The 18,846-nt window shown below is 71.5% G+C and carries 14 protein-coding genes and 3 pseudogenes; 12 read left to right on the top strand and 5 right to left on the bottom strand.

All coding sequences use genetic code 11. The features are described 5' to 3' along the window. The coding region (locus tag JF597_RS15605) for an extracellular solute-binding protein (RefSeq protein WP_293994577.1) at nucleotides 1-1,094 on the bottom strand (1,094 nt) is incomplete at its 3' end. Between the two features lie 306 nt (nucleotides 1,095-1,400). Between JF597_RS15605 and JF597_RS15600 the strand changes: the two genes are divergently transcribed. The 3 genes and pseudogenes from JF597_RS15600 to JF597_RS15590 all read left to right on the top strand — a co-directional run bounded on the left by JF597_RS15600 (nucleotide 1,401) and on the right by JF597_RS15590 (nucleotide 3,322). After that, nucleotides 1,401-2,162, top strand: coding sequence for an FCD domain-containing protein (locus JF597_RS15600; protein ID WP_293994574.1), 762 nt, complete (start codon nucleotides 1,401-1,403; stop codon nucleotides 2,160-2,162). An 89-nt stretch (nucleotides 2,163-2,251) separates the two neighbouring features. Beyond that, nucleotides 2,252-2,587 (top strand): annotated as a pseudogene (locus JF597_RS15595) (transcriptional regulator); the annotation flags it as partial. 222 nt (nucleotides 2,588-2,809) lie between these two features. After that, the gene (locus tag JF597_RS15590; RefSeq protein WP_293994572.1) at nucleotides 2,810-3,322 is read left to right on the top strand and encodes a transposase family protein; all 513 of its coding nucleotides are present in this window, start codon (nucleotides 2,810-2,812) and stop codon (nucleotides 3,320-3,322) included. Between the two features lie 264 nt (nucleotides 3,323-3,586). Here JF597_RS15590 and JF597_RS15585 read toward each other — a convergent pair. Next, a pseudogene (locus JF597_RS15585) lies at nucleotides 3,587-4,032 on the bottom strand (IS701 family transposase); the annotation flags it as partial. Nucleotides 4,033-4,570: 538 nt separating this feature from the next. Continuing rightward, entirely contained in the window at nucleotides 4,571-5,566 is a 996-nt protein-coding gene (locus JF597_RS15580; RefSeq protein WP_293994569.1) for an AsnC family transcriptional regulator, read from the bottom strand. Between the two features lie 126 nt (nucleotides 5,567-5,692). Between JF597_RS15580 and JF597_RS15575 the strand changes: the two genes are divergently transcribed. Next, entirely contained in the window at nucleotides 5,693-6,523 is an 831-nt protein-coding gene (locus JF597_RS15575; protein WP_293994564.1) for an MFS transporter, read from the top strand. A 36-nt stretch (nucleotides 6,524-6,559) separates the two neighbouring features. Here JF597_RS15575 and JF597_RS15570 read toward each other — a convergent pair whose 3' ends face one another. Together JF597_RS15570 and JF597_RS15565 are read right to left on the bottom strand one after the other, a co-directional pair. After that, on the bottom strand, nucleotides 6,560-6,769 hold the full coding sequence (locus JF597_RS15570; RefSeq protein WP_293994561.1) for a hypothetical protein: 210 nt from the start codon (nucleotides 6,767-6,769) through the stop codon (nucleotides 6,560-6,562). 35 nt (nucleotides 6,770-6,804) lie between these two features. Next, nucleotides 6,805-6,988 (bottom strand): annotated as a pseudogene (locus JF597_RS15565) (radical SAM protein); the annotation flags it as partial. A 192-nt stretch (nucleotides 6,989-7,180) separates the two neighbouring features. On the opposite strand from JF597_RS15565, the gene JF597_RS15560 reads away from it, so the two are divergent. The 8 genes from JF597_RS15560 (at nucleotide 7,181) to JF597_RS15525 (ending at nucleotide 18,774) form a co-directional block, all read left to right on the top strand. Beyond that, a complete protein-coding gene (locus JF597_RS15560) occupies nucleotides 7,181-7,624 on the top strand; it encodes an SRPBCC family protein (RefSeq protein ID WP_293994559.1) in 444 nt (147 codons plus the stop codon). A 181-nt stretch (nucleotides 7,625-7,805) separates the two neighbouring features. After that, nucleotides 7,806-10,196: an MFS transporter gene (locus JF597_RS15555; protein WP_293994557.1), complete on the top strand. Its 2,391-nt coding sequence runs from the start codon at nucleotides 7,806-7,808 to the stop codon at nucleotides 10,194-10,196. A 184-nt stretch (nucleotides 10,197-10,380) separates the two neighbouring features. Further along, nucleotides 10,381-12,834, top strand: a complete 2,454-nt coding sequence (locus JF597_RS15550; RefSeq protein ID WP_293994555.1) for a SpoIIE family protein phosphatase — start codon at nucleotides 10,381-10,383, stop codon at nucleotides 12,832-12,834. A 135-nt stretch (nucleotides 12,835-12,969) separates the two neighbouring features. Next, entirely contained in the window at nucleotides 12,970-13,695 is a 726-nt protein-coding gene (locus JF597_RS15545) for a methyltransferase domain-containing protein (protein WP_293994553.1), read from the top strand. A gap of 77 nt (nucleotides 13,696-13,772) precedes the next feature. Continuing rightward, entirely contained in the window at nucleotides 13,773-14,606 is an 834-nt protein-coding gene (locus tag JF597_RS15540; protein ID WP_293994550.1) for a M55 family metallopeptidase, read from the top strand. After that, nucleotides 14,599-15,903 carry a M20/M25/M40 family metallo-hydrolase gene (locus tag JF597_RS15535; protein WP_293994547.1) on the top strand — a complete coding sequence of 435 codons (1,305 nt, stop codon included), beginning with the start codon at nucleotides 14,599-14,601 and terminating at the stop codon, nucleotides 15,901-15,903. The genes JF597_RS15540 and JF597_RS15535 overlap by 8 nt, the downstream gene beginning before the upstream one ends. A 16-nt stretch (nucleotides 15,904-15,919) precedes the next feature. Beyond that, entirely contained in the window at nucleotides 15,920-17,854 is a 1,935-nt protein-coding gene (locus JF597_RS15530) for a prolyl oligopeptidase family serine peptidase (protein ID WP_293994545.1), read from the top strand. Next, a complete protein-coding gene (locus JF597_RS15525) occupies nucleotides 17,851-18,774 on the top strand; it encodes an LD-carboxypeptidase (RefSeq protein WP_293994542.1) in 924 nt (307 codons plus the stop codon). Before JF597_RS15530 ends, JF597_RS15525 begins: the two co-directional genes overlap by 4 nt. Nucleotides 18,775-18,846 lie beyond the last annotated feature (72 nt).

Below are 18,846 nucleotides of genomic sequence, written 5' to 3'. Positions count from 1 at the left end.
GCCTTCTCGCCCTGGTAGGCGTTGTCGGTGGTGACCCACTTCAGGAAGTCGGTGGCCGCCTTGATGTGGGCGGAGTGCTTGGACAGCAGCCAGGTGCCGCCACCGACGTTGCCGGTGGCTGGTGAGGTCTCGCCCTGCCACTGCGGTATGGGCGCCACTGAGATCTGCTTGGCCGGGGTCTTGAGGCCGTCCTTGAAGACCGCGCCGCCGTACCATGCCGGGCCCGGCATGAGCAGGACCTTGTCGGCCTCGTTCTTGGCGAAGTCGGTGCTGAAGACGCCGCTGATCGACATGGACTTGTTCTTGATCAGTACGTCCATGAGCTTGGCCATCTTGGTGCAGGCCTCGCTGGTGGTGTTCACCGACACCGACTTGGGGCCGGTGATGTGGTTGGCGCCGCACTTGCTCGCCCACATGTAGATCTCGGGGGTGAAGGAGTCGCCCGCGTCGCCGACGAGGTAGCCGGGGTGCTCCTTGGCGACCTTCTCGCCGAGCGCCTGGTACTCCTCCCAGGTCGTCGGCACCGTGTAGCCGAACTTCTTCAGCAGCGGCGCGTTGTACCAGAGCACTGCCTGGGAGAGGTCGTTGCGCAGACAGTAGACGGTGCCGTTGACGGTGCAGACGTCGTTGGCGCCCTTGGCGAACCCGCTGAGCGTCGTGTCCGGGATCAGTCCCTTGTTCAGCGGCGCCGCGAAGCCCGCGTCGACGGCCCAACTCGCCTCGTTGTTCTGGGAGCTGAAGACGACGTCCGGCCAGCCCTTGCCCGTGCGGTTGAACAACTGGATCTTCGTCTGAAGGTAGTTGGACCCGTTGGCGTCGCCGTCGTAGCTGACGATGTCCATCTTCACGCCCGGGTGCAGCGCCTGGTACTGCTTCGCGGCGTCCATGCGGGTCGCGTCCACCCACACGGTCAACGCCCCGCCGTTCTGAGCGGCCTGGGCGAACCCGTCCTTGTTGGTCGTACCGCCGGTGCCGCCACCGCTGCCGCAGGCGGCCACGGTGAGCAGCACGGTGGCGGCGCATCCGGCCAGCAACGCGGTACGCCTCCCGTTGGTCCCTGTCTCCTGGTTGGCCGGTGGCTTGTAGACGGACATGAGCGACTCCACTGGGTGTGCGTGAGGCTGCTGACGGCTCTGTCGGTACCGCCGCGGAAGAAATTAGCCGCCATATCGAAGTTCGAGTCAAGGGGTATGTACGGCTTTTCGGGAGGCGGAGCGCGCGCGAGATCAGCTCCTTCGGGTTCCAGAAATGCGTAAATGGGCACTTAGTGGTCGTTTCTTACGTCGAGATGCGACCGGGCATGTGGCAGATGAGTACTACTTATTGAGGCCTGGGGTACGATGAGCTCGGCTCCAAGACCGATCAGTCGCCGTCGTCGCAGTCACCCGGAGGCAGGACACATGAAGGACACGCCCGCCGTGGCGGCAGTGATGAACGGATCGGATGAGCGACGGGACTACCGCCCCGGATACGAGGTCGTGGCGGAGCGGATCCTCGAGTTCATCGCCGAGTCGCGCCTGGTCCCCGGAGACCGGATGCCCACGGAGAACGACCTGGCCCAGCAGTTGGGCACCAGCCGGGCGGTGGTCCGGGAAGCCGTGAAGATCCTCTCGGCGCTCGGCCGGGTCCGGGCGCACAAGGGACGCGGGCTGTTCGTCGCGGACGACGAGGGCATGCTGATCACCAGCCGCTGGGGCGGCTTCTTCCGGCCCGTGGACCTCGATCACGTGCTCATGCTGTTCGAGTTCCGCAGGGTCCAGGAGATGGCCGCCGTCCGGCTCGCGGCCACCCGTGCCACGCCCGCCGAACTGCGCACGATCGAGGTCGCCATGCAGCAGTGCCGGCACGGGTACACCCATGGCGAGGTCGAGGTCTTCAACCAGGCCGACGACGATTTCCATGCGGCGGTGGCCGCCGCTTCGCACAACACCTTCCTCGGCAGCGCGGTGCGTGACGCCCGTCGGCTGCAACGCCAGTCCAGCGCGATCGGCATCCACGACTCCTTCGGTGACGGCACCGCGGCAGCGGTCGAGGAACACGAGGCGATCTACCGCGCCATTCGAGACGGCCGACCCGACGAGGCCGCCGAGGCCACCGCCGTACACCTCGACCGCACCCTGGAGGACTACCGGCGGGAAATCCAGCGGCGCCTGTTCGGCTGACCGGCAGTCAGGACTCGCAGGAGGGGGCTGTACGAGGCCGCGGTACGGCCCCAGTATGTCGCGACCGCAGTACGACCTGCCGGTGCTGGTCGGCGCTGGAAGGCGATCCGACGGGCGTCGCCGGTGCCGTCGACTCGCTCCTCGAGCAGAGCGTGGACGGCGTCGTCATCTCCGAGCCGATCGACGACGGCAACGGCGAGGACCTCTCCGCCCGCGGCGACGTACCCGTCCTCGTCGGGGCGCCGCCCCTGTCCACACCCGAAACGCTCACCGTCGGCGGCGGCGCCGACCTGATGGCGCGCACGGCGACCGAGTACCTGCTGGAGCTGGGGCACGAGACCGTCCACCACCTCGCCGGCCCGCAGCGCTGGTACGCCGCCCGGGACCGGCTGGAGGGCTGGCGGTCGACGCTCGCGTCGGGCCGACTTCGGTCGCTTCTTGCGCGCGTAGTACGCCGACTCGGACAGCCCCAGCACCCGGCGGGCGAACCTCGTTCGCCCGCCTCAACTACGCGTTTTTGCCGGCGCGCCGGGACGGCCGGGGCGGGGGCCCGGTGGAGACAGCCGCGGAGCTGCTTCGAGTCGGAGAGGGGGAAACGAGGATGACTGAGCCTCCGCCCACTTGAAGACGCAGGTCAAAGGGCTGCCGTGACGGTCGCCGAGGACACCTGCCCGCTTGATTACAAGTGCCGTCTGCCGCTGTCCACGCGTACCGTCAACCACCTCGCCGATCTACTGCGACGCCATCTGAAGGCGATACGGTCAGGGTGGCTCGCCCTCCTCGCCGCGCAGGCCCCTCGCCTGGACCGCGCCCTGAAGAAGGTCGCCAAGCAGGGCGGGGAGGTGGTCCTGATCGACGGCACCCTCATCGCCACCCGACGCCGCACCGGAAAGGCCGACCGGCGTAACCACTCCGGTGAACACCACCATCACGGCCTGCGCTTCCTCGCCCTGACCGACGAGAGGGGACGCCTGATCCGGATATCCGCCGCTCGGCCCGGCCGCACTCACGACAACACCGCCGCCCGTCACGGCCACATCCTGGCCCACCTGCCCGCCGCCGGCCTCGGTGCCCTGGCGGACCTCGGCTTTCGCGGCCTGGACAACAACGTAGCTTTCGACATCACCTTCGCCGGCCGCCTGTCAGCGGCCCGCCAGTAACCTCAACGGCCCCAGTTACACCACTCGTTCGACAGTCCCGCTACGTGCCTGTTCGGACTCTCGAACCCGCGACCGGGTTCCTGCAGCGCAGCCTTTTCACCCCGGGGAGTGACACCGCCCGACCCAGGACAGGAGGTTTCCTCCGTTGTCCCGGGCACCAGCAGGAACTTGAAAACCAGTACGTGAGGCGCTGATACTCCAGTTGCAGTCCGCTATTTCTGCTGGTCAGGGACGTGTTCATGAGCGTACTTGGCTGATGTTTCGTCAGGTGGCGGGAGTTCGTGACTTCGGGTGCGGCGGCGGTAGTGACAGCGGCGTGCGGTGGCCTGGTGACGTCGGCGCCAGAGAGACCAGTTCAGTGCGTGGCGTCTGCGCCGGATGAGCGTCAGCGTGGGGCGGCCAACTGCCATGAGTCGGCGGATTTCCGCCACCGTGAGCGGGGCAAGATCGCCGGAACCGATTCTGCGGCCCCCCTTTCCGCCCCCGCGGCGGCGGCCATGGCGGCGAGGAAGGCGTGGGCGAGCATGGCCAGGGTGATGTGCCGGTACCAGCCCGGATACCGGCGGACTTCGTACTGATCCAGGCCGCACTCGTTCTTCGCGGCCTGGAAAACCTCCTCGATCGCCCAGCGCGTCCCCGGCGATCCGTACCAGCTCGGCGGTGCCGGTGCCGGCCGGTGCACAGGCGAGGTAGCAGGGGATCTCGTCCGGGCGATACGCGCCCAGGTGATCTTTTTGGTGCGGGCGAGAGAGGTGAGCTTGAGTTCGTCGTGGTCGAACTTCTCGCGCGGCATTCGGACGACCAGCAGCGCGGCAAGCACGTCAGCGTCGGTGGTGTCGGGCAGCAGGGCACCTCGGCCCGCTGACAGACGCGGTCGTAGTTCCGCGCGATGTCCACCAGCCGTCCCGGGGAGGCACTGCTGCGCGAGGGAAGCCGACGGCCGCCCGAGGGATTCTGGATCAGCCGTGCCCACGCCTGGTCCCGGTTGTGCTCGGCGTCCGGGCGCTTGTCTCCAGGGTTGGGTGTCGTCCTCGTGACGACTCCTCGCGTCGTGTCCCAGACGCCTGGACGAGCTGGAAGAAGACCTCCTCGCTCGTCGCAAGCGTGCCCTCGAGGAGGGCTGGCGGGGAGAGGCCGAAGGACTGAAGCTCACCCTGACGTCCGGGTCTGCCGCAGGTTCCCCAGCCCATTCGGTGCGGCGGGCGGGGGTGTCGTCGTAACCGACCGTTCCACCGGAACCGAGGCGAGTCAGGGTGTCCGCAGAGCCACCGCTGCCTTGTATGTGCGCAGTACTGGGGCCGTTTCCATGCGTGCCACTGCTTCCCATGCCACGCGCCGCGTGAGGTACGCGTGGAGCGCCTCTGCGTCCCGGCACAGTGCGTGCGCGACCAGGTTCGTCGGCCCGGTCGTCGCCGCGACCAGCGCCAGTTCCTCGTGGCCCGCCAGGGCGGTGGCCACGGCCTCCAGGTGCGCTGGCGCGACCTGCATCCACAGCAGAGCCGACACCGTGATGCCCACCACCGCCGGCTCCACGTCCACGTCGAAGAACAATGCGCCGCGTGCCCGCAGTTCGGCAAGCTTGCGGGCCACTGTCGACGCCGTCGTGCCGGTCACCGCCGCCAGTTCTGCGTAGCTGGCCCGTGCGTCCTCGCGCAACGCGTCCAGCAACACCCAGTCCGCGTCGGTCAGCAGGTACGGCTCTTCCCCAGGGTGCGCGGCTCGCCCGCTGACGCCGGTTGTGTCCCGTTCGGCGCCTAGCCGGTCCTGCTGCTCTTCGTCCAGCACGTTCACCCGCCCCCGCCATGCGGTCGGCCCGCCGAGGTAGGTGTGCAGCAGGTAGTGCGCGGAGACCGAGGTGATCCCGGCACTGCGCGGGATGTCGCGCAGCAGCAGCGCGTGCGCGTCCGGACCGGACGGTGCCGTGTGGATGATCGCCACGATCTCGGTGCCGCCGGACGTCAGCCTCACCCACGAGGTGTCCGGCCGGCGCGCGAGCGCCACCGCGATGTCGTGCGCGCTGCGCGTCGCGGCCGTCAGCCGCACGAACCACTGGTGCGTGCCCGCGCTGCGCGATGTCGGCAGCGTCACCACCCGCAGCCCGGCCTGCGCGTACAGGCGGCGGTAGCGGCGGACGACGGTTTGCGTCGAGGAGCCGAGGATCTCGGCAATAAGCGTGAACGGTGCCCGCGCGTCCACCTGCAGAGCATGGATCAGGCCTCGGTCCAGATCATCCAGTACGAGCATATCCAGCAAATTAGCTTATCTGAATGGAAGTAATCACACATCGACTGCGAAGAAATGGAAGCGGGTGCGGGTGGGTGGGCACGGTGGTCACCGGCCCGTCACGACCCGTATCCCCAGGGAGACCGCATGTCTCGCACGACCGGCACACCCGCCGCCGCGCCCGTCGCACCGGGCACCCCCGCCGACGCTCCCGCGCCGTACCGGTGGCGCTGGATTGCGCTCGCCGCACTCCTTGCCGCCGAGGCCATGAACCTGCTCGACGCCACGATCGTCCAGGTCGCCGCACCTGTCATCCATACCGATCTCGGCGGAGCGGCTGCCACCATCCCGTGGTTCAGCGCTTCCTACACCCTCGCCTTCGCTCTCGGCCTGCTCACCGGCGCCCGCCTTGGCGACATCCACGGCCGCAAGCGCGTCTTTCGTACCGGGGTCATCGCGTTCGCCGCGACCTCCCTGGCGTGCGCGCTCGCTCCCGACGCCACCGTTCTCATCATCCTGCGCGCCCTGCAAGGGGCCGCCGCGGCCGCGATCATCCCGCAGACGTTCGGGCTGATCCGCGCCATGTTCACCGGTACCGAACTGTCCAAGGCTCTCGGCATGATCGGTCCCGTCATGGGGCTGTCTGCCGTCGCCGGTCCCGCGCTCGGTGGCGTCCTCACCCACGCCGACCTGCTCGGCGCCTCCTGGCGCGCCGTCTTCCTCGTCAACCTCCCCCTCTGGTTCTGGATCACTATCCGTACGGACCGAGCCGATCCAGCCGAGCGTCGGATCCTGCATGGATTCGACCTCTACGCCTACGGCCTGCGCTGGCCCGAGCGCGCACACGGAGACGCCCCGGTGAGCGTCAGGGCAGTCACAGGGGTCGTCTGGGCCGCGCAGGGCGATTGTCCGCAGGCTGGTTCCGCGCGGCCTGTGCGGGCCGCGCAGGACTACCTCGACGGCGTCTTGGGTGACTGACGCGTCCCTGACGTGTGGCTGCTGCTGGTGTGTCGGTTACTGGCGTTTCGCTGTGCGGTCGCGCAGCAGCAGCCACTGACTCGCGTCGTCGGTGCCGCCTGAGCGCGCGGCCGGTCCGTGCAGCAGCACGGCGTAAGCCGTCCTCTCCGCCTTGTCCGGGGCGGCATACTGGCCGGGCGCCTCCGGGGTCGGGAATGACCTTGTCATGCCTTTCCAGGCCTTGTCCGCGTTCGGAGTGCTGAGCATCTGCCCTCCCGGGCTCAATAGGGTCATGCAGTGAAGTACGCGCACGCGTGCGAGCACCCCCGGTACGGGTTCACCGTCCACTCGAACGGCATCCGCGAGGCGCCCGGCACCCGGTCGATGATCGACCGCGCCCGCACCTCGTGGAACGTGATCCCCCGGAACTCCCGCGGCCCCGGCCCGGCCGTGATCGGCCTCCTCGGTGAGGTTCTCCCAGCGCACGTCGCCTCCTCGGTAGCACTGCCCACAGAATAGAACATCTGTTCCCATGATCGTGCGAACGATCCGTGGAGACCGCGCGGACGCCGTTTCCGATCACGTTTCCGACCGCTTACGGCACCCCGATTTGGGCGGCCGGGCGCCGGGGTGGTTGGCTTGGCGCAACCCCGAGAACTCAGGTGCTGGAGGAAAGCGATGGCGCAGGTCGAGGCCACTACGGAGCGGGTCGTCGCGGCGGACGCGGAGACGGTGTTCGACGCGATCGCCGACTACAGCGGCACGCGTGCGAAGCTGCTCCCCGAACACTTCAGCGAGTACGAGGTGCGCGAGGGCGGCGACGGCGAGGGCACCCTCGTCCACTGGAAGCTCCAGGCCACCAGCAAGCGGGTCCGGGACTGCCTCCTGGAGGTCAGCGAGCCCACCGACGGCGAGCTGGTCGAGAAGGACCGCAACTCCTCCATGGTCACCACCTGGCGCGTCACCCCGGCCGGCGAGGGGAAGTCCAGGGTCGTCGTCCACACCACCTGGCAGGGCGCCGGCGGCATCGGCGGCTTCTTCGAGAAGACCTTCGCGCCCAAGGGCCTCGGCCGGATCTACGACGCGGTGCTCGGCAAGCTCGCCGCCGAGGTGGAGAAGTAGTACCGGTTCGCAGGAGCTGGGCAACGTCCCGATGAACAGGGGGCGTTGGCTCCCTCACCGGTTCGAGTGGAACTCCGGGCCGGTCGGTCTCGTGCCGTAACTCGTCGCGCTTGCTCGCAGTTGTCGCCCTACGGGAAATAAGGCGGCAATTGTGCGCAGGCGCGACGTAGGGGAGCGGTACGTGGGCGGAACGACGCTGGTGCAGTACGAGGAACCGGCCGCGGTGTCCGCGGACGCCCCCGTGCCGGAACCCGCCCCGGTCTCCGGAGTCGGGCCGCGCCGCACCCGGCTCGTGTTCTTCGGGCTGATGCTCGCCCTGCTCCTCGCCGCACTGGACCAGATGATCGTCGCCACCGCGCTGCCGAAGATCGTCGGCGAGCTGCACGGCCTCGACAGGATGTCCTGGGCGATCACCGCCTACCTGCTCACCTCCACCGTCGGCCTCCCCGTCTACGGCAAGCTCGGCGACCTCGTCGGCCGCAAGGGCGTCTTCCAGTTCGCCATCCTCGTCTTCGCCGTCGGGTCCGCGCTGGCCGGACGGGCGCAGAGCATGGACCAGCTGATCGCCTTCCGCGCCGTCCAGGGCGTCGGCGCGGGCGGGTTGATGATCGGCGTGCAGGCGATCATCGCCGACATCGTGCCGCCCCGGCGGCGCGGCCGCTTCATGGGCCTGATCGGCGCCGCCTTCGGTCTCGCCTCCGTCGCGGGGCCCCTGCTCGGCGGCTACTTCACCGACCACCTCTCCTGGCGCTGGTGCTTCTACGTCAACGTGCCCTTCGGGCTGGTCACGCTCGCCGTCATCACGCTCGTGCTCAAGCTGCCCAAGCCTCAGGTCCGGGCCCGTTTCGACGTGTTGGGCACCCTGCTGCTCGCCGCCGCCTCGACCTGCCTGGTGCTGCTCACCAGTTGGGGCGGGACGGAGTACGCCTGGGGCTCGCGCGTCATCCTCGGGCTGGGTGCGGGTGCGCTCGTCGCCGGGGTGCTGTTCGCCGTCGCCGAGCACCACGCGGCCGAACCCCTCATCCCGCTGCGGCTGTTCAGGGACTCCGTCTTCAACGTGACCGGCCTGGTCGGACTGGTCGTCGGGATCGCCCTGTTCGGCGCCGCCAGCTACCTGCCCACCTTCCTGCAGATGGTCGACGGCGCCTCGGCGACCGGGTCCGGGCTCCTGATGCTGCCCATGATGGGCGGGATCGTCGGCGCCTCGATCATCGCGGGACAGCTCATCAGCCTCACCGGGCGCTACCGCGTCTACCCGGTGCTCGGCGGCGGCCTGTCCGCCGCCGGGATGTGGCTGCTGTCCCGGCTCGAAACAGACACCCCGCGCTGGCAGTACAGCATCTGGATGGCCGTCCTCGGCGCCGGGATCGGCATGGTGATGCCGGTGCTCGTCCTCGCCGTGCAGAACTCCGTACGGCCCGCCGACCTCGGCACCGCCACCAGCGCCAACAACTACTTCCGGCAGATCGGCGGCAGCGTCGGCGCCGCCGTCTTCGGCACCCTCTTCGCCGACCGGCTCACCGACGCCCTGCACCGGCGTCTGCCCGCCCGCGCCGGCGCCCGCCTGCCCGACCCCGAGTCCCTCACCCCGCAGCTCGTCCACGCGCTGCCCCCGGCGCTGCGCGACGCCTACGTCCGCGCCTACGCCGACGCGATGCCCAGGATCTTCCTCTACCTGGTCCCGGTGCTCGTGCTGGGCCTGCTCGTCGCCTGCTTCCTCAAGGAGAAACCGCTGGTGTCCCACCCCACCGCCGATACGGAACCGACATCCGCCAACGCCCCGATCCCGCAGGCCCGGGCGCCCCACACCGGCGCCGGGATCCCCGTCTGCGGCACGGTGCAGCATCCCGACGGGACCGTGGTGCCACGCGCCGCGCTCACCCTCATCGACGCCGTCGGCCGGCAGATCGGCCGCGGCGCCAGCGCCGAGGACGGCCGCTACGCCCTGGCCACGCCCGGCACCGGGTCGTACGTCCTGATCGCCGCCGCCGGCGGCCACCAGCCGCAGGCCGTCTCCGTGACGGTCGGCGAACGGCCCGTCGAACTGGACGTCGTCCTCGGCGGCGCCGGGCGGCTCGCGGGCAGCGTGCTCACCGCCGACGGCACCCCGGTGCGGGACGCCACCGTCACCCTCACCAACGTGCACGGCGAGGTCGTCGCCAGCGTCCGCAGCGGCCGCGAGGGCGGCTATGTGATCACCGAGCTGGTGGCCGGCGAGTACACCCTCGCCGCCAGCGCCCCCGCCTTCCGCCCGGCTGCTCTGCCGGTCACCGTCCAGGCCTCCCGGGAGACCCGGCAGAACGTCGAACTCGCGGGCGGCGCCGTGCTGAAGGGCACGGTCCGGGCCGGCGGCGGCCGGCCGGTGGAGGACGCCCGGGTGACGTTGCTCGACGCCGCCGGGAACGTCGTGGACACCCTCACCACCGGTGCCGACGGAACGTTCCGGTTCGTGGACCTGTCCTCCGGCGAGTACACCGTCATCGCCGCCGGTTACCCGCCGGTCGCCACCGTCCTCCAGGTCGCCGGCGGCGGCCGCACCGAACGCGATCTCCAGCTCGGCCACGAGGACTGAGCGAGGGGCGACCGGTACGCGGTGGACGCGGTTCGCGCACCGGACGGGGGCCCGGACCTGCGCGCCGGTGCGATCCGGTGAAACCAATTCCAGGATTGCCACACATCGCGACCGGCGGCCACCGTACCGTAGTGACGGGCGGCACAGATCTTTTACGGAGCCGTGGGGAGAGAGGGCCTGGGCCATGGACCATGGCAGCGAGCGGGACACAGATCCCGGCCTCGGTGCTGGGGACGGCGCGTCGGGCCGCATCCCCCTGGCCGTGGTCGTCGTCGACCGCGACGGCGACGTCTCGCACTGGAGCACCGGCGCCCGGCGGCTCTTCGGCGCCGCCAAGGAGGACGCCGTCGGCCGCTCCGTCCTCGACCTGCTGCCCGTCTCCGGCGCGCTCCCCGATGACGACGAGATCACCCCGTACGGCGCCTACGCGGCGTACGACGGACTCGGACCCGACCTGGAGTCCTCCCTCGACGGACGGCTGAGCTTCCCGGCCGCCGGCCGCGCCCGGATCACGGTGCCGGACCGCGACCACGACCGGGTCGACGTGCTCTGGTGGGCGTACCCGCTGGTCGGGCCGGGCGACGAGCGGCTGCTGGTGCTCGCCGCCGACGCCGGGCGGCTGCGCCACGCCGAGCAGGACGAGGGCGTCGCCTTCGAGCGCATCGCCCCCGGCTTCGCCCTGCACACCGACTTCCCCGGCGCCGAGGAACTGGCCCGCAGGCTCCCCGAGATCCTGCCCAGCATGAGCGTCGACGAAAGCGCCCGGATCGTCGCCCAGGTCCTCGAACTCGGCTACCCCATCCTGGAGTTCAGCCAGAACGACCGGGTGCCCGTCACCCCCGACTGGGGCGTCGCCCGGCGCACCGAGCGGATGGCACGCCGGGAGCGCGCGGCGCGGGTCGCCGCGCAGGGGCTGCCGGTGCCCGCCGAACTCGCCGACGACGAGGGCGAGGACCTGGAGTACGCCGCCGTCCGCGAACGCCTCGAATTCCTCACCGAGGTCAGCGGGAAGATCGGCACCTCGCTCGACCTGTCCCGCACCATCGTCGAGGTCAGCAGAGCCGTCGTCCCCCGCTTCACCGATGTCGCCGGCACCTACCTGCGCGAACAGGTCGTCGCCGGCGAGGGGTTCCCGGACGGCGTGCCCGACACCACCACCATGTGGCACCGGGTCGCCCTGGAGCACACCGACGAACCCGGCCGCTGGGACGACGTCGTCCCCGTCGGCGAAGCCATGCCGTTCCCGGCGCACACCCCGTTCTTCCAGTGCATGACCACCGGCGAACCGGTCCTGGTGCCGCGGATCAGCGAGGAGATGGGCCACGCCATCGCCTCCCAGTTCGAGAAGCGGGACATCCGCCCGCTGATCACCGGCCGTTCGATGCTGGTCGTACCGCTCAAGGCGCGCAATGTCGTGCTCGGCTTCATGATCCTGCTGCGCCACCCCGAGCGCGAGATGTTCAACGACATGGACCGGGCCACCGGCGCCGAACTCGCCGCCCGCGCCGGGCTCGTGCTGGACAACGCGCGCATGTACACCTACCAGGAGAGCGTCGCCGAGACCCTCCAGGACAGCATGCTGCCGCACATCCCGCCGCGCATGGCGGGCTGTGACATCGCCACCCGCTATCTGCCGGGCACCCTGCTCGGCCGCGTCGGCGGCGACTGGTTCGACTCGGTGAAACTCCCCGGCGCCCGCACCGCCCTGGTGGTCGGCGACGTGATGGGCCATGGGCTCAACTCGGCGGCGATGATGGGTCAGTTGCGGACCGCCGTGCAGACCATGGCGGCCCTGGACCTGCCGCCCGCCCAGCTCCTGCGCAACCTGGACGACCTGGCACAGCGCCTCGGTGACGGCTACCTCGCCACCTGCCTCTACGCCGTCTACGACCCGATCGAGAGCGAACTGCACCTCGCCAACGCCGGCCACATTCCCCCGGTCCTGGTGCGGGCGGTCGACGGGCGCAGCGAACTCCTCGACCTGCCCACCGGGGCGCCCATCGGCGTCGGCGGGGTCGCCTTCGAGTCGCTGCGGGTGCGTGTCGAACCCGGCGACCGGCTGGTCATGTGCACCGACGGACTGGTCGAGATGCGCGGCGAGGACATCGGTGTCGGTCTCGCCACCCTCTGCGAGTCCGCCGCCCACCCGGCCGCCTCCATGGACGACGCCTGCGACACCATCATCCGCGCCCTCAACACCCGCGGCGGCCGCAAGGACGACGTCGCCCTGCTGATGGCCCGCCTCAACGGCATCGAGCCGGAGGACGTCGCCGAGTGGCGGCTCGCCCCCGACCCGGCCGAGGTCCGCCGGGCCCGCGCCGTCGTCCGCGAGCAGCTCCACGAGTGGGGCCTGGCCAGGCTCGCCGATCCCGCCGAACTGATGGTCAGCGAACTCGTCACCAACGCCGTACGGCACTCCCACGGCCGCCCGGTGCAGCTCCGGCTGATCCGCGGCGAGACCCTGCTGTGCGAGGTCGATGACGACGACCACACCCTGCCGACCCTGCTCAGCGCGCGCCCCGACGCCGACGCCGGGCGCGGCCTGCGCGTGGTCAGCACCCTGGCCCGGGAGTGGGGCACCAGCCGTACCGCCGCCGGGAAGACCGTCTGGTTCGAACTCGGCTTGCGGCGCCGCTGACCCGGGGGGCGCACGTTCGCCGAACGTGTGGTGAAGGAACACGCCGGGCGCTTGTGGCCGAAACCCGCGCAGGGTAAACCGTACTGACGCGTCAGTGACGGCGGTCATCTGCGGTTCCACCCTGGGGAGTTGGCCATGAGCGTGACGAGTCGGTACCGGCATGCCTGGGAGGGTTTCTGGAAAGAAGCCCCCGAAGAACCGGGGGCGGTGTTCTGGGACGCCGAACCGGACGTGACCGCCGCGGTCCACGTCGCCCTCTTCGAGGCCCACCTGACCGACCCGGGGCTGCCCCTGGTGGACCTCGGCTGCGGCAACGGCACCCAGACCCGCTACCTCGCGCAGCGCTTTCCGCGTGTCCTGGGCGCCGACATATCCGAGGCCGCCCTGGACCACGCCCGGCGCGCCGATCCCGCGGGACAGGCCCGGTACCGGGTCCTCGACGCGGCCGAGAAGAGCGAGGCCGATGCCCTGCACGCGGAGCTGGGCGACGCCAACCTCTACATGCGGGGTGTCCTGCACCAGTGCGAACCCGCCGACCGGCAGCCGGTGATCGACGCGATCGCCACCCTCGTCGGCAGCCGCGGCCGGGCGTTCCTCGTCGAGCTCTCCGAGGCCGCCCGGCCCGTTCTCGGCGGTCTCGCCCAGAGCCCCTCGGGACCGCCGCCCAAGCTCGCCCCGATCTTCCGGCACGGCATCGCCCCCGGCGAGGTCGCCGACGCCGCGGTCCCGGAGTACCTGCGCAACGCGGGCCTCGCGGTCCTCGCGAGCGGCGAACTCCCGCTGACGACCACCGAGGCCGCCCCGGACGGCGAACGGATCGTCCTGCCGTCCAGGTGGGTGCTGGCGGGGCGCGAGAACTGAGGGAGCGGACCGCACGGCGGCCGACCCGCCGTGCGCACCGTGGCCCCGGTCCCCTCCGGCGCGTAACGTGACGGTCCATGAAGATCCTCATCAGCGCCGACATGGAGGGCGCCACCGGGGTGACCTGGCCCGGCGACGTGCTGCCCGGCGCGCCGCAGTGGGAGCGGTGCCGGCCGATGTTCACCTCCGACGTCAACGCCGCCGTCCTCGGGTTCTACGACGGCGGCGCCGACGAGGTCCTCATCAACGAGGCCCACTGGAGCATGCGCAACCTGCTCCTGGAGCAGCTCGACGACCGTGCCCAGATGATCACCGGCCGGCACAAGACGCTGTCCATGGTCGAGGGCGTCCAGCACGGTGACGTGGACGGTATCGCCTTCGTCGGCTACCACACCGGCGCCGGCATGGAAGGCGTTCTCGCCCACACCTACCTGCCGAACTCCGTCACCGGCGTCTGGCTGAACGACGTCCGGGCCAGCGAGGGCCTGCTCAACGCGCACGTCGTCGCCGAGTACGGCGTCCCCGTCGTCCTCGTCACCGGCGACGACCTGGCCTGCGAGGACGCCCTCGGCTACGCGCCCGAGGCCCGCAAGGTCGCCGTCAAGGACCACGTGTCGAGGTATGCGGCCGTGTGCCGGACGCCGGCCCGGACCGCCGCCGACATCCGCGCCGCCGCCAAGGAGGCGACCGCGCTGGCGGTGCGCCACGAGCCCGTGTCCGGCGGACCGTTCACGATCGCCCTGGAGTTCGACGCCGAGCACCTCGCCCTGGCCGCCACCGTCGTCCCCGGCGTGGACCAGGTCGGCGAGCGGAAGGTGGCGTACACCGAGGGGACCATGTACGACGGCATCCGCACCTTCAAGGCGGTCACCACGATCGTCTCGGCCGCGGTGGAGGAGCAGTATGGCTGACGGGCAGGCACTGGACGAGGTCGTCCGGTTCACCTCCGAGCTGATCCGGATCGACACCAGCAACTTCGGCGGCGGCGACTGCCGGGAGCGGCCCGCCGCCGAGTACGCGGCCGAGCGGCTCGCCGGAGCGGGCCTGGAGCCGATCCTTCTCGAGCGGACCGCGGGGCGCACCAACGTCGTCGCCCGCGTCGAGGGGACGGACGCGACCGCGGACGCGCTCCTGGTCCACGGCCACCTCGACGTCGTACCCGCGCAGGCCGCCGACTGGCGCGTCGACCCGTTCTCGGGGGAGGTCCGCGGCGGGGTCGTGTGGGGGCGGGGCGCCGTCGACATGAAGAACATGGACGCGATGATCCTGGCCGTGGTGCGGGCCTGGGCCCGGGAGGGGGTGCGGCCGCGGCGGGACATCGTCGTCGCGTTCACCGCCGACGAGGAGGCCAGCGCCGAGGACGGCTCCGGGTTCCTCGCCGAGCACCACCCCGAACTGTTCGAGGGCTGCACCGAGGGCGTGGGCGAGTCGGGCGCCTTCACCTTCCACGACGGCACCGGACGGCACCTCTACCCCGTCGCCGCCGGGGAGCGCGGCACCGCCTGGCTCAAGCTCACCGCGCGCGGCCGGGCCGGGCACGGCTCCAAGGTCAACAAGGAGAACGCGGTCACCCGCCTCGCCGCCGCCGTCACCCGCATCGGCGAGCACCGCTGGCCGCTCCGGCTCACCCCCACGGTCACCGCCGCCCTCACGGAACTCGCCGCCCTCTACGGCATCGAACCCGACCTCACCGACGTCGACGTGCTCCTCGACAAGCTCGGCCCGGCCGCCGGGCTGGTCGAGTCCACCATCCGCAACAGCGCCAACCCGACCATGCTGAACGCCGGTTACAAGGTCAACGTCATCCCCGGCGAGGCCGTCGCCTTCGTCGACGGACGCTACCTGTACGGCACCGAGGACGAGTTCCGCGCCACCCTCGACCGCCTCACCGGCCCCGACGTCGACTGGGAGTTCCACCACCGCGAGGTCGCCCTCCAGGCACCGCTGAACTCACCGACGTACGCCCGGATGCGCGCCGCCGTCGAGGAGTTCGCCCCCGACGGGCACGTGGTGCCGTACTGCATGTCGGGCGGCACCGACGCCAAGCAGTTCTCCCGGCTCGGCATCACCGGCTACGGGTTCGCCCCGCTCAAGCTCCCCGAGGACCTGGACTACCAGGCCCTGTTCCACGGCGTCGACGAACGCGTCCCCGTCGAGGCCCTGCACTTCGGTGTCCAGGTCCTGGACCGCTTCCTGCGCACGGCATAGGTGATGAGGAGAGCACGTGGAGACGAAGGCGTACGGCTCATGGCCCTCACCCGTCGACGCGGCCCTCGCGGCGGCGCACGACGGCTTCGCCGAGTGGGTGGGCTTCGTCGGCGACGAGCCCTGGTGGACCGAACCGCGGCCCGCGGAGGGCGGCCGCAGGACCCTGGTCCGCGGCTCCACCGGGGAGTCCGTGCTGCCCGCGCCGTGGAACGTGCGCAGCCGGGTCATCGAGTACGGCGGACGACCCTGGGCCGGTGCCGTACCGGACGGCGGTGAGCAACCGCTGCTGGTCTTTGTTCACTTCGACGACCAGCGGCTCTACCTGTACCGGCCCGGCGAGGCGCCCCGGCCGCTGACCCCGCCCGGACCCCGGTGGGCCGACCCGCAGTTGCTGCTCGACCGGTCCGAAGTCTGGTGCGTCCTGGAGGAGTTCACGGGCGACGGTCCCACCGACGTACGCCGGGTGCTCGCCGCCGTGCCGCTGGACGGCTCGGCCGCCGACGCCCGGGCCGCCGTACGCGAACTCACCGACGGACGGCACCGGTTCGTGACCGGGCCGCGGCTCTCGCACGACGGGCGGCGAGCCGCCTGGCTCGCCTGGGACCATCCGCGGATGCCGTGGGACGGCACGGAACTGCTGGTCGGCGAGGTCGGCGGCGACGGAGTCCTGCACGCGGTCCGCACCGTGGCCGGCGGTCCCACGGAGGCCGTCGCTCAGGTGGAGTGGTCCGCGGACGACCGGCTGCTGTACACGAGCGACCGCAGCGGCTGGTGGAACCTGTACCGCGACGACGTGGCCCTGTGCCCGCGCGAGGAGGAGTTCGCGGGCCCGCTCTGGCGGCTCGGCCAGAACTGGTTCGCACCGCTGGCCAACGGGCTGGTCGCGGTCCTGCACGGCCGCGGGGCGATGACGCTCGGCATACTCGATCCGGAGACCGGCGAGCTCGCCGACGCGGCCGGACCGTGGACCGAGTTCTCCGCCACCCTCGCCGCGCACGGCACCCGCGTGATCGCGGTCGGCGCCGGCCCGCGCACCGCCCACGAGGTCGTCGAACTCGACACCGCCTCCGGCCGCGCCCGGGTCGTCGGCACCCCCCACCAGGACGCGGTCGACCCCGCCTACTACCCCGAGCCGCAGGTCCGCACCTTCGCCGGACCCGGCGGCCGCGAGGTGCACGCCCACATCCACCCGCCCCGCCACCCCGGCCACCGCGCCCCCGAGGGCGAGCTGCCGCCGTACGTCGTCTGGGCGCACGGCGGCCCCACCAGCAGGACACCGCTCGTCCTCGACCTGGCGATCGCCTACTTCACCTCCCGGGGCATCGGCGTCGCCGAGGTCAACTACGGCGGCTCCACCGGATACGGACGGGAGTACCGGGAGCGGCTGCGCGGGCAGTGGGGCGTGGTCGACGTCGAGGACTGCGCGGCCGTCGCGCTCGCCCTCGCCGAGGAGGGCACCGCCGACCGCGCCCGGCTCGCGATCCGCGGCGGCAGCGCCGGCGGCTGGACCGCGGCCGCCTCCCTGACCGGCACCGACGTCTACGCCTGCGGCACCATCGCCTACCCCGTCCTCGACCTCACCAGCTGGGGCGCGGGGGAGACCCACGACTTCGAGTCCCGCTACCTGGAATCCCTGATCGGCCCGCTCGCCGAGGTGCCCGGGCGGTACGTCGAGCGGTCGCCCAGCGAGCACGCCGACCGGCTCACGGCGCCCTTCCTGCTGCTCCAGGGGCTGGACGACGTGATCTGCCCGCCCGCGCAGTGCGAGCGGTTCCTCGCCCGGCTCGACGGCCGCCCCGTGCCGCACGCGTACCTCACCTTCGCGGGCGAGGGCCACGGCTTCCGGCGCGCGGAGACCATGGTCGCCGCGCTGGAGGCGGAGCTCGGCTTGTACGCTCAGGTGTTCGGGCTGGACGTGCCCGGAATCCCCGAGCTGGAGCTGGTGAAGTGACCGAACTGACACGCCCGGCGCGACTCGCCGCCGGCGCGCGGGTCGCCGTCGTGGCGCCGAGCGGGCCGGTGGTGGAGGAGCGGCTGCAGGCCGGCCTCGACATCCTGCGCGGCTGGGACCTCGACCCGGTGGCGGCGCCCCACGTGCTCGCCACGGACGGTGACCTGGGATACCTCGCGGGCTCCGACGCCGAGCGCGCGGCCGACCTCCAGCGGGCCTGGTGCGACCCGTCCGTCTCCGCCGTGCTCTGCGCGCGCGGCGGCTACGGCGCACAGCGCCTCGTCGACCTGCTCGACTGGGACGCGATGCGGGCGGCCGGCCCGAAGGTGTTCGTCGGCTTCAGCGACGCGACCGTCCTGCACGAGGCGTTCGCGACCCGGCTCGGCCTCGCCACCCTGTACGGGCCGGTGGCCGCCGGTGCCGACTTCGTCAAGAGCACCGAGGCACAGGAACACCTGCGGGCCACCCTCTTCGCCCCGGAGACGGTCCGCACCATCCCCTCGCGGGGCGCCGCGCTTTTGGGCGGCCGGGCCACGGGTGTCACCGTCGGCGGCTGCCTGCGGCTGCTCGCCACGGGCGTCGGCACCCCGCACACCCGCACCGGCGCGCGGGGCGGCCTGCTCCTGCTGGAGGACGTCGGCGAGGCGCCGTACAGCCTCGACCGGAGCATCACCCAGCTGTTGCGGTCCGGATGGCTCGACGGCGTCGCCGGGATCCTGCTCGGCTCCTGGGACCGGTGCGGGCCCTACGAGCGGGTACGGCCGATGCTCCTCGACCGGCTCGGCGGCCTCGGCGTGCCGGTGCTGGAGGAGTTCGGGTTCGGGCACTGTGAGGCGGCCCTGACCATGCCGCTCGGGGTCGCCGCCGAGGTGGACGCGGATGCGGGCACGCTGACCCTGCGGGAGCCTGCCCTGCGCTGACGGCTCGCCCGGAGGGCCGTGCCTCGCCACCGGGGCCGTCGGCGCGCTCCGCAGGCCGTATTCCATGCGACG

Origin of the sequence: Streptomyces sp. (genome assembly GCF_019510245.1) — a bacterium.
GTDB lineage: Bacteria > Actinomycetota > Actinomycetes > Streptomycetales > Streptomycetaceae > Streptomyces.
The sequence above is the reverse complement of the archived record's forward strand: the minus strand, read 5'-3'. Positions and strand labels throughout refer to the sequence as shown.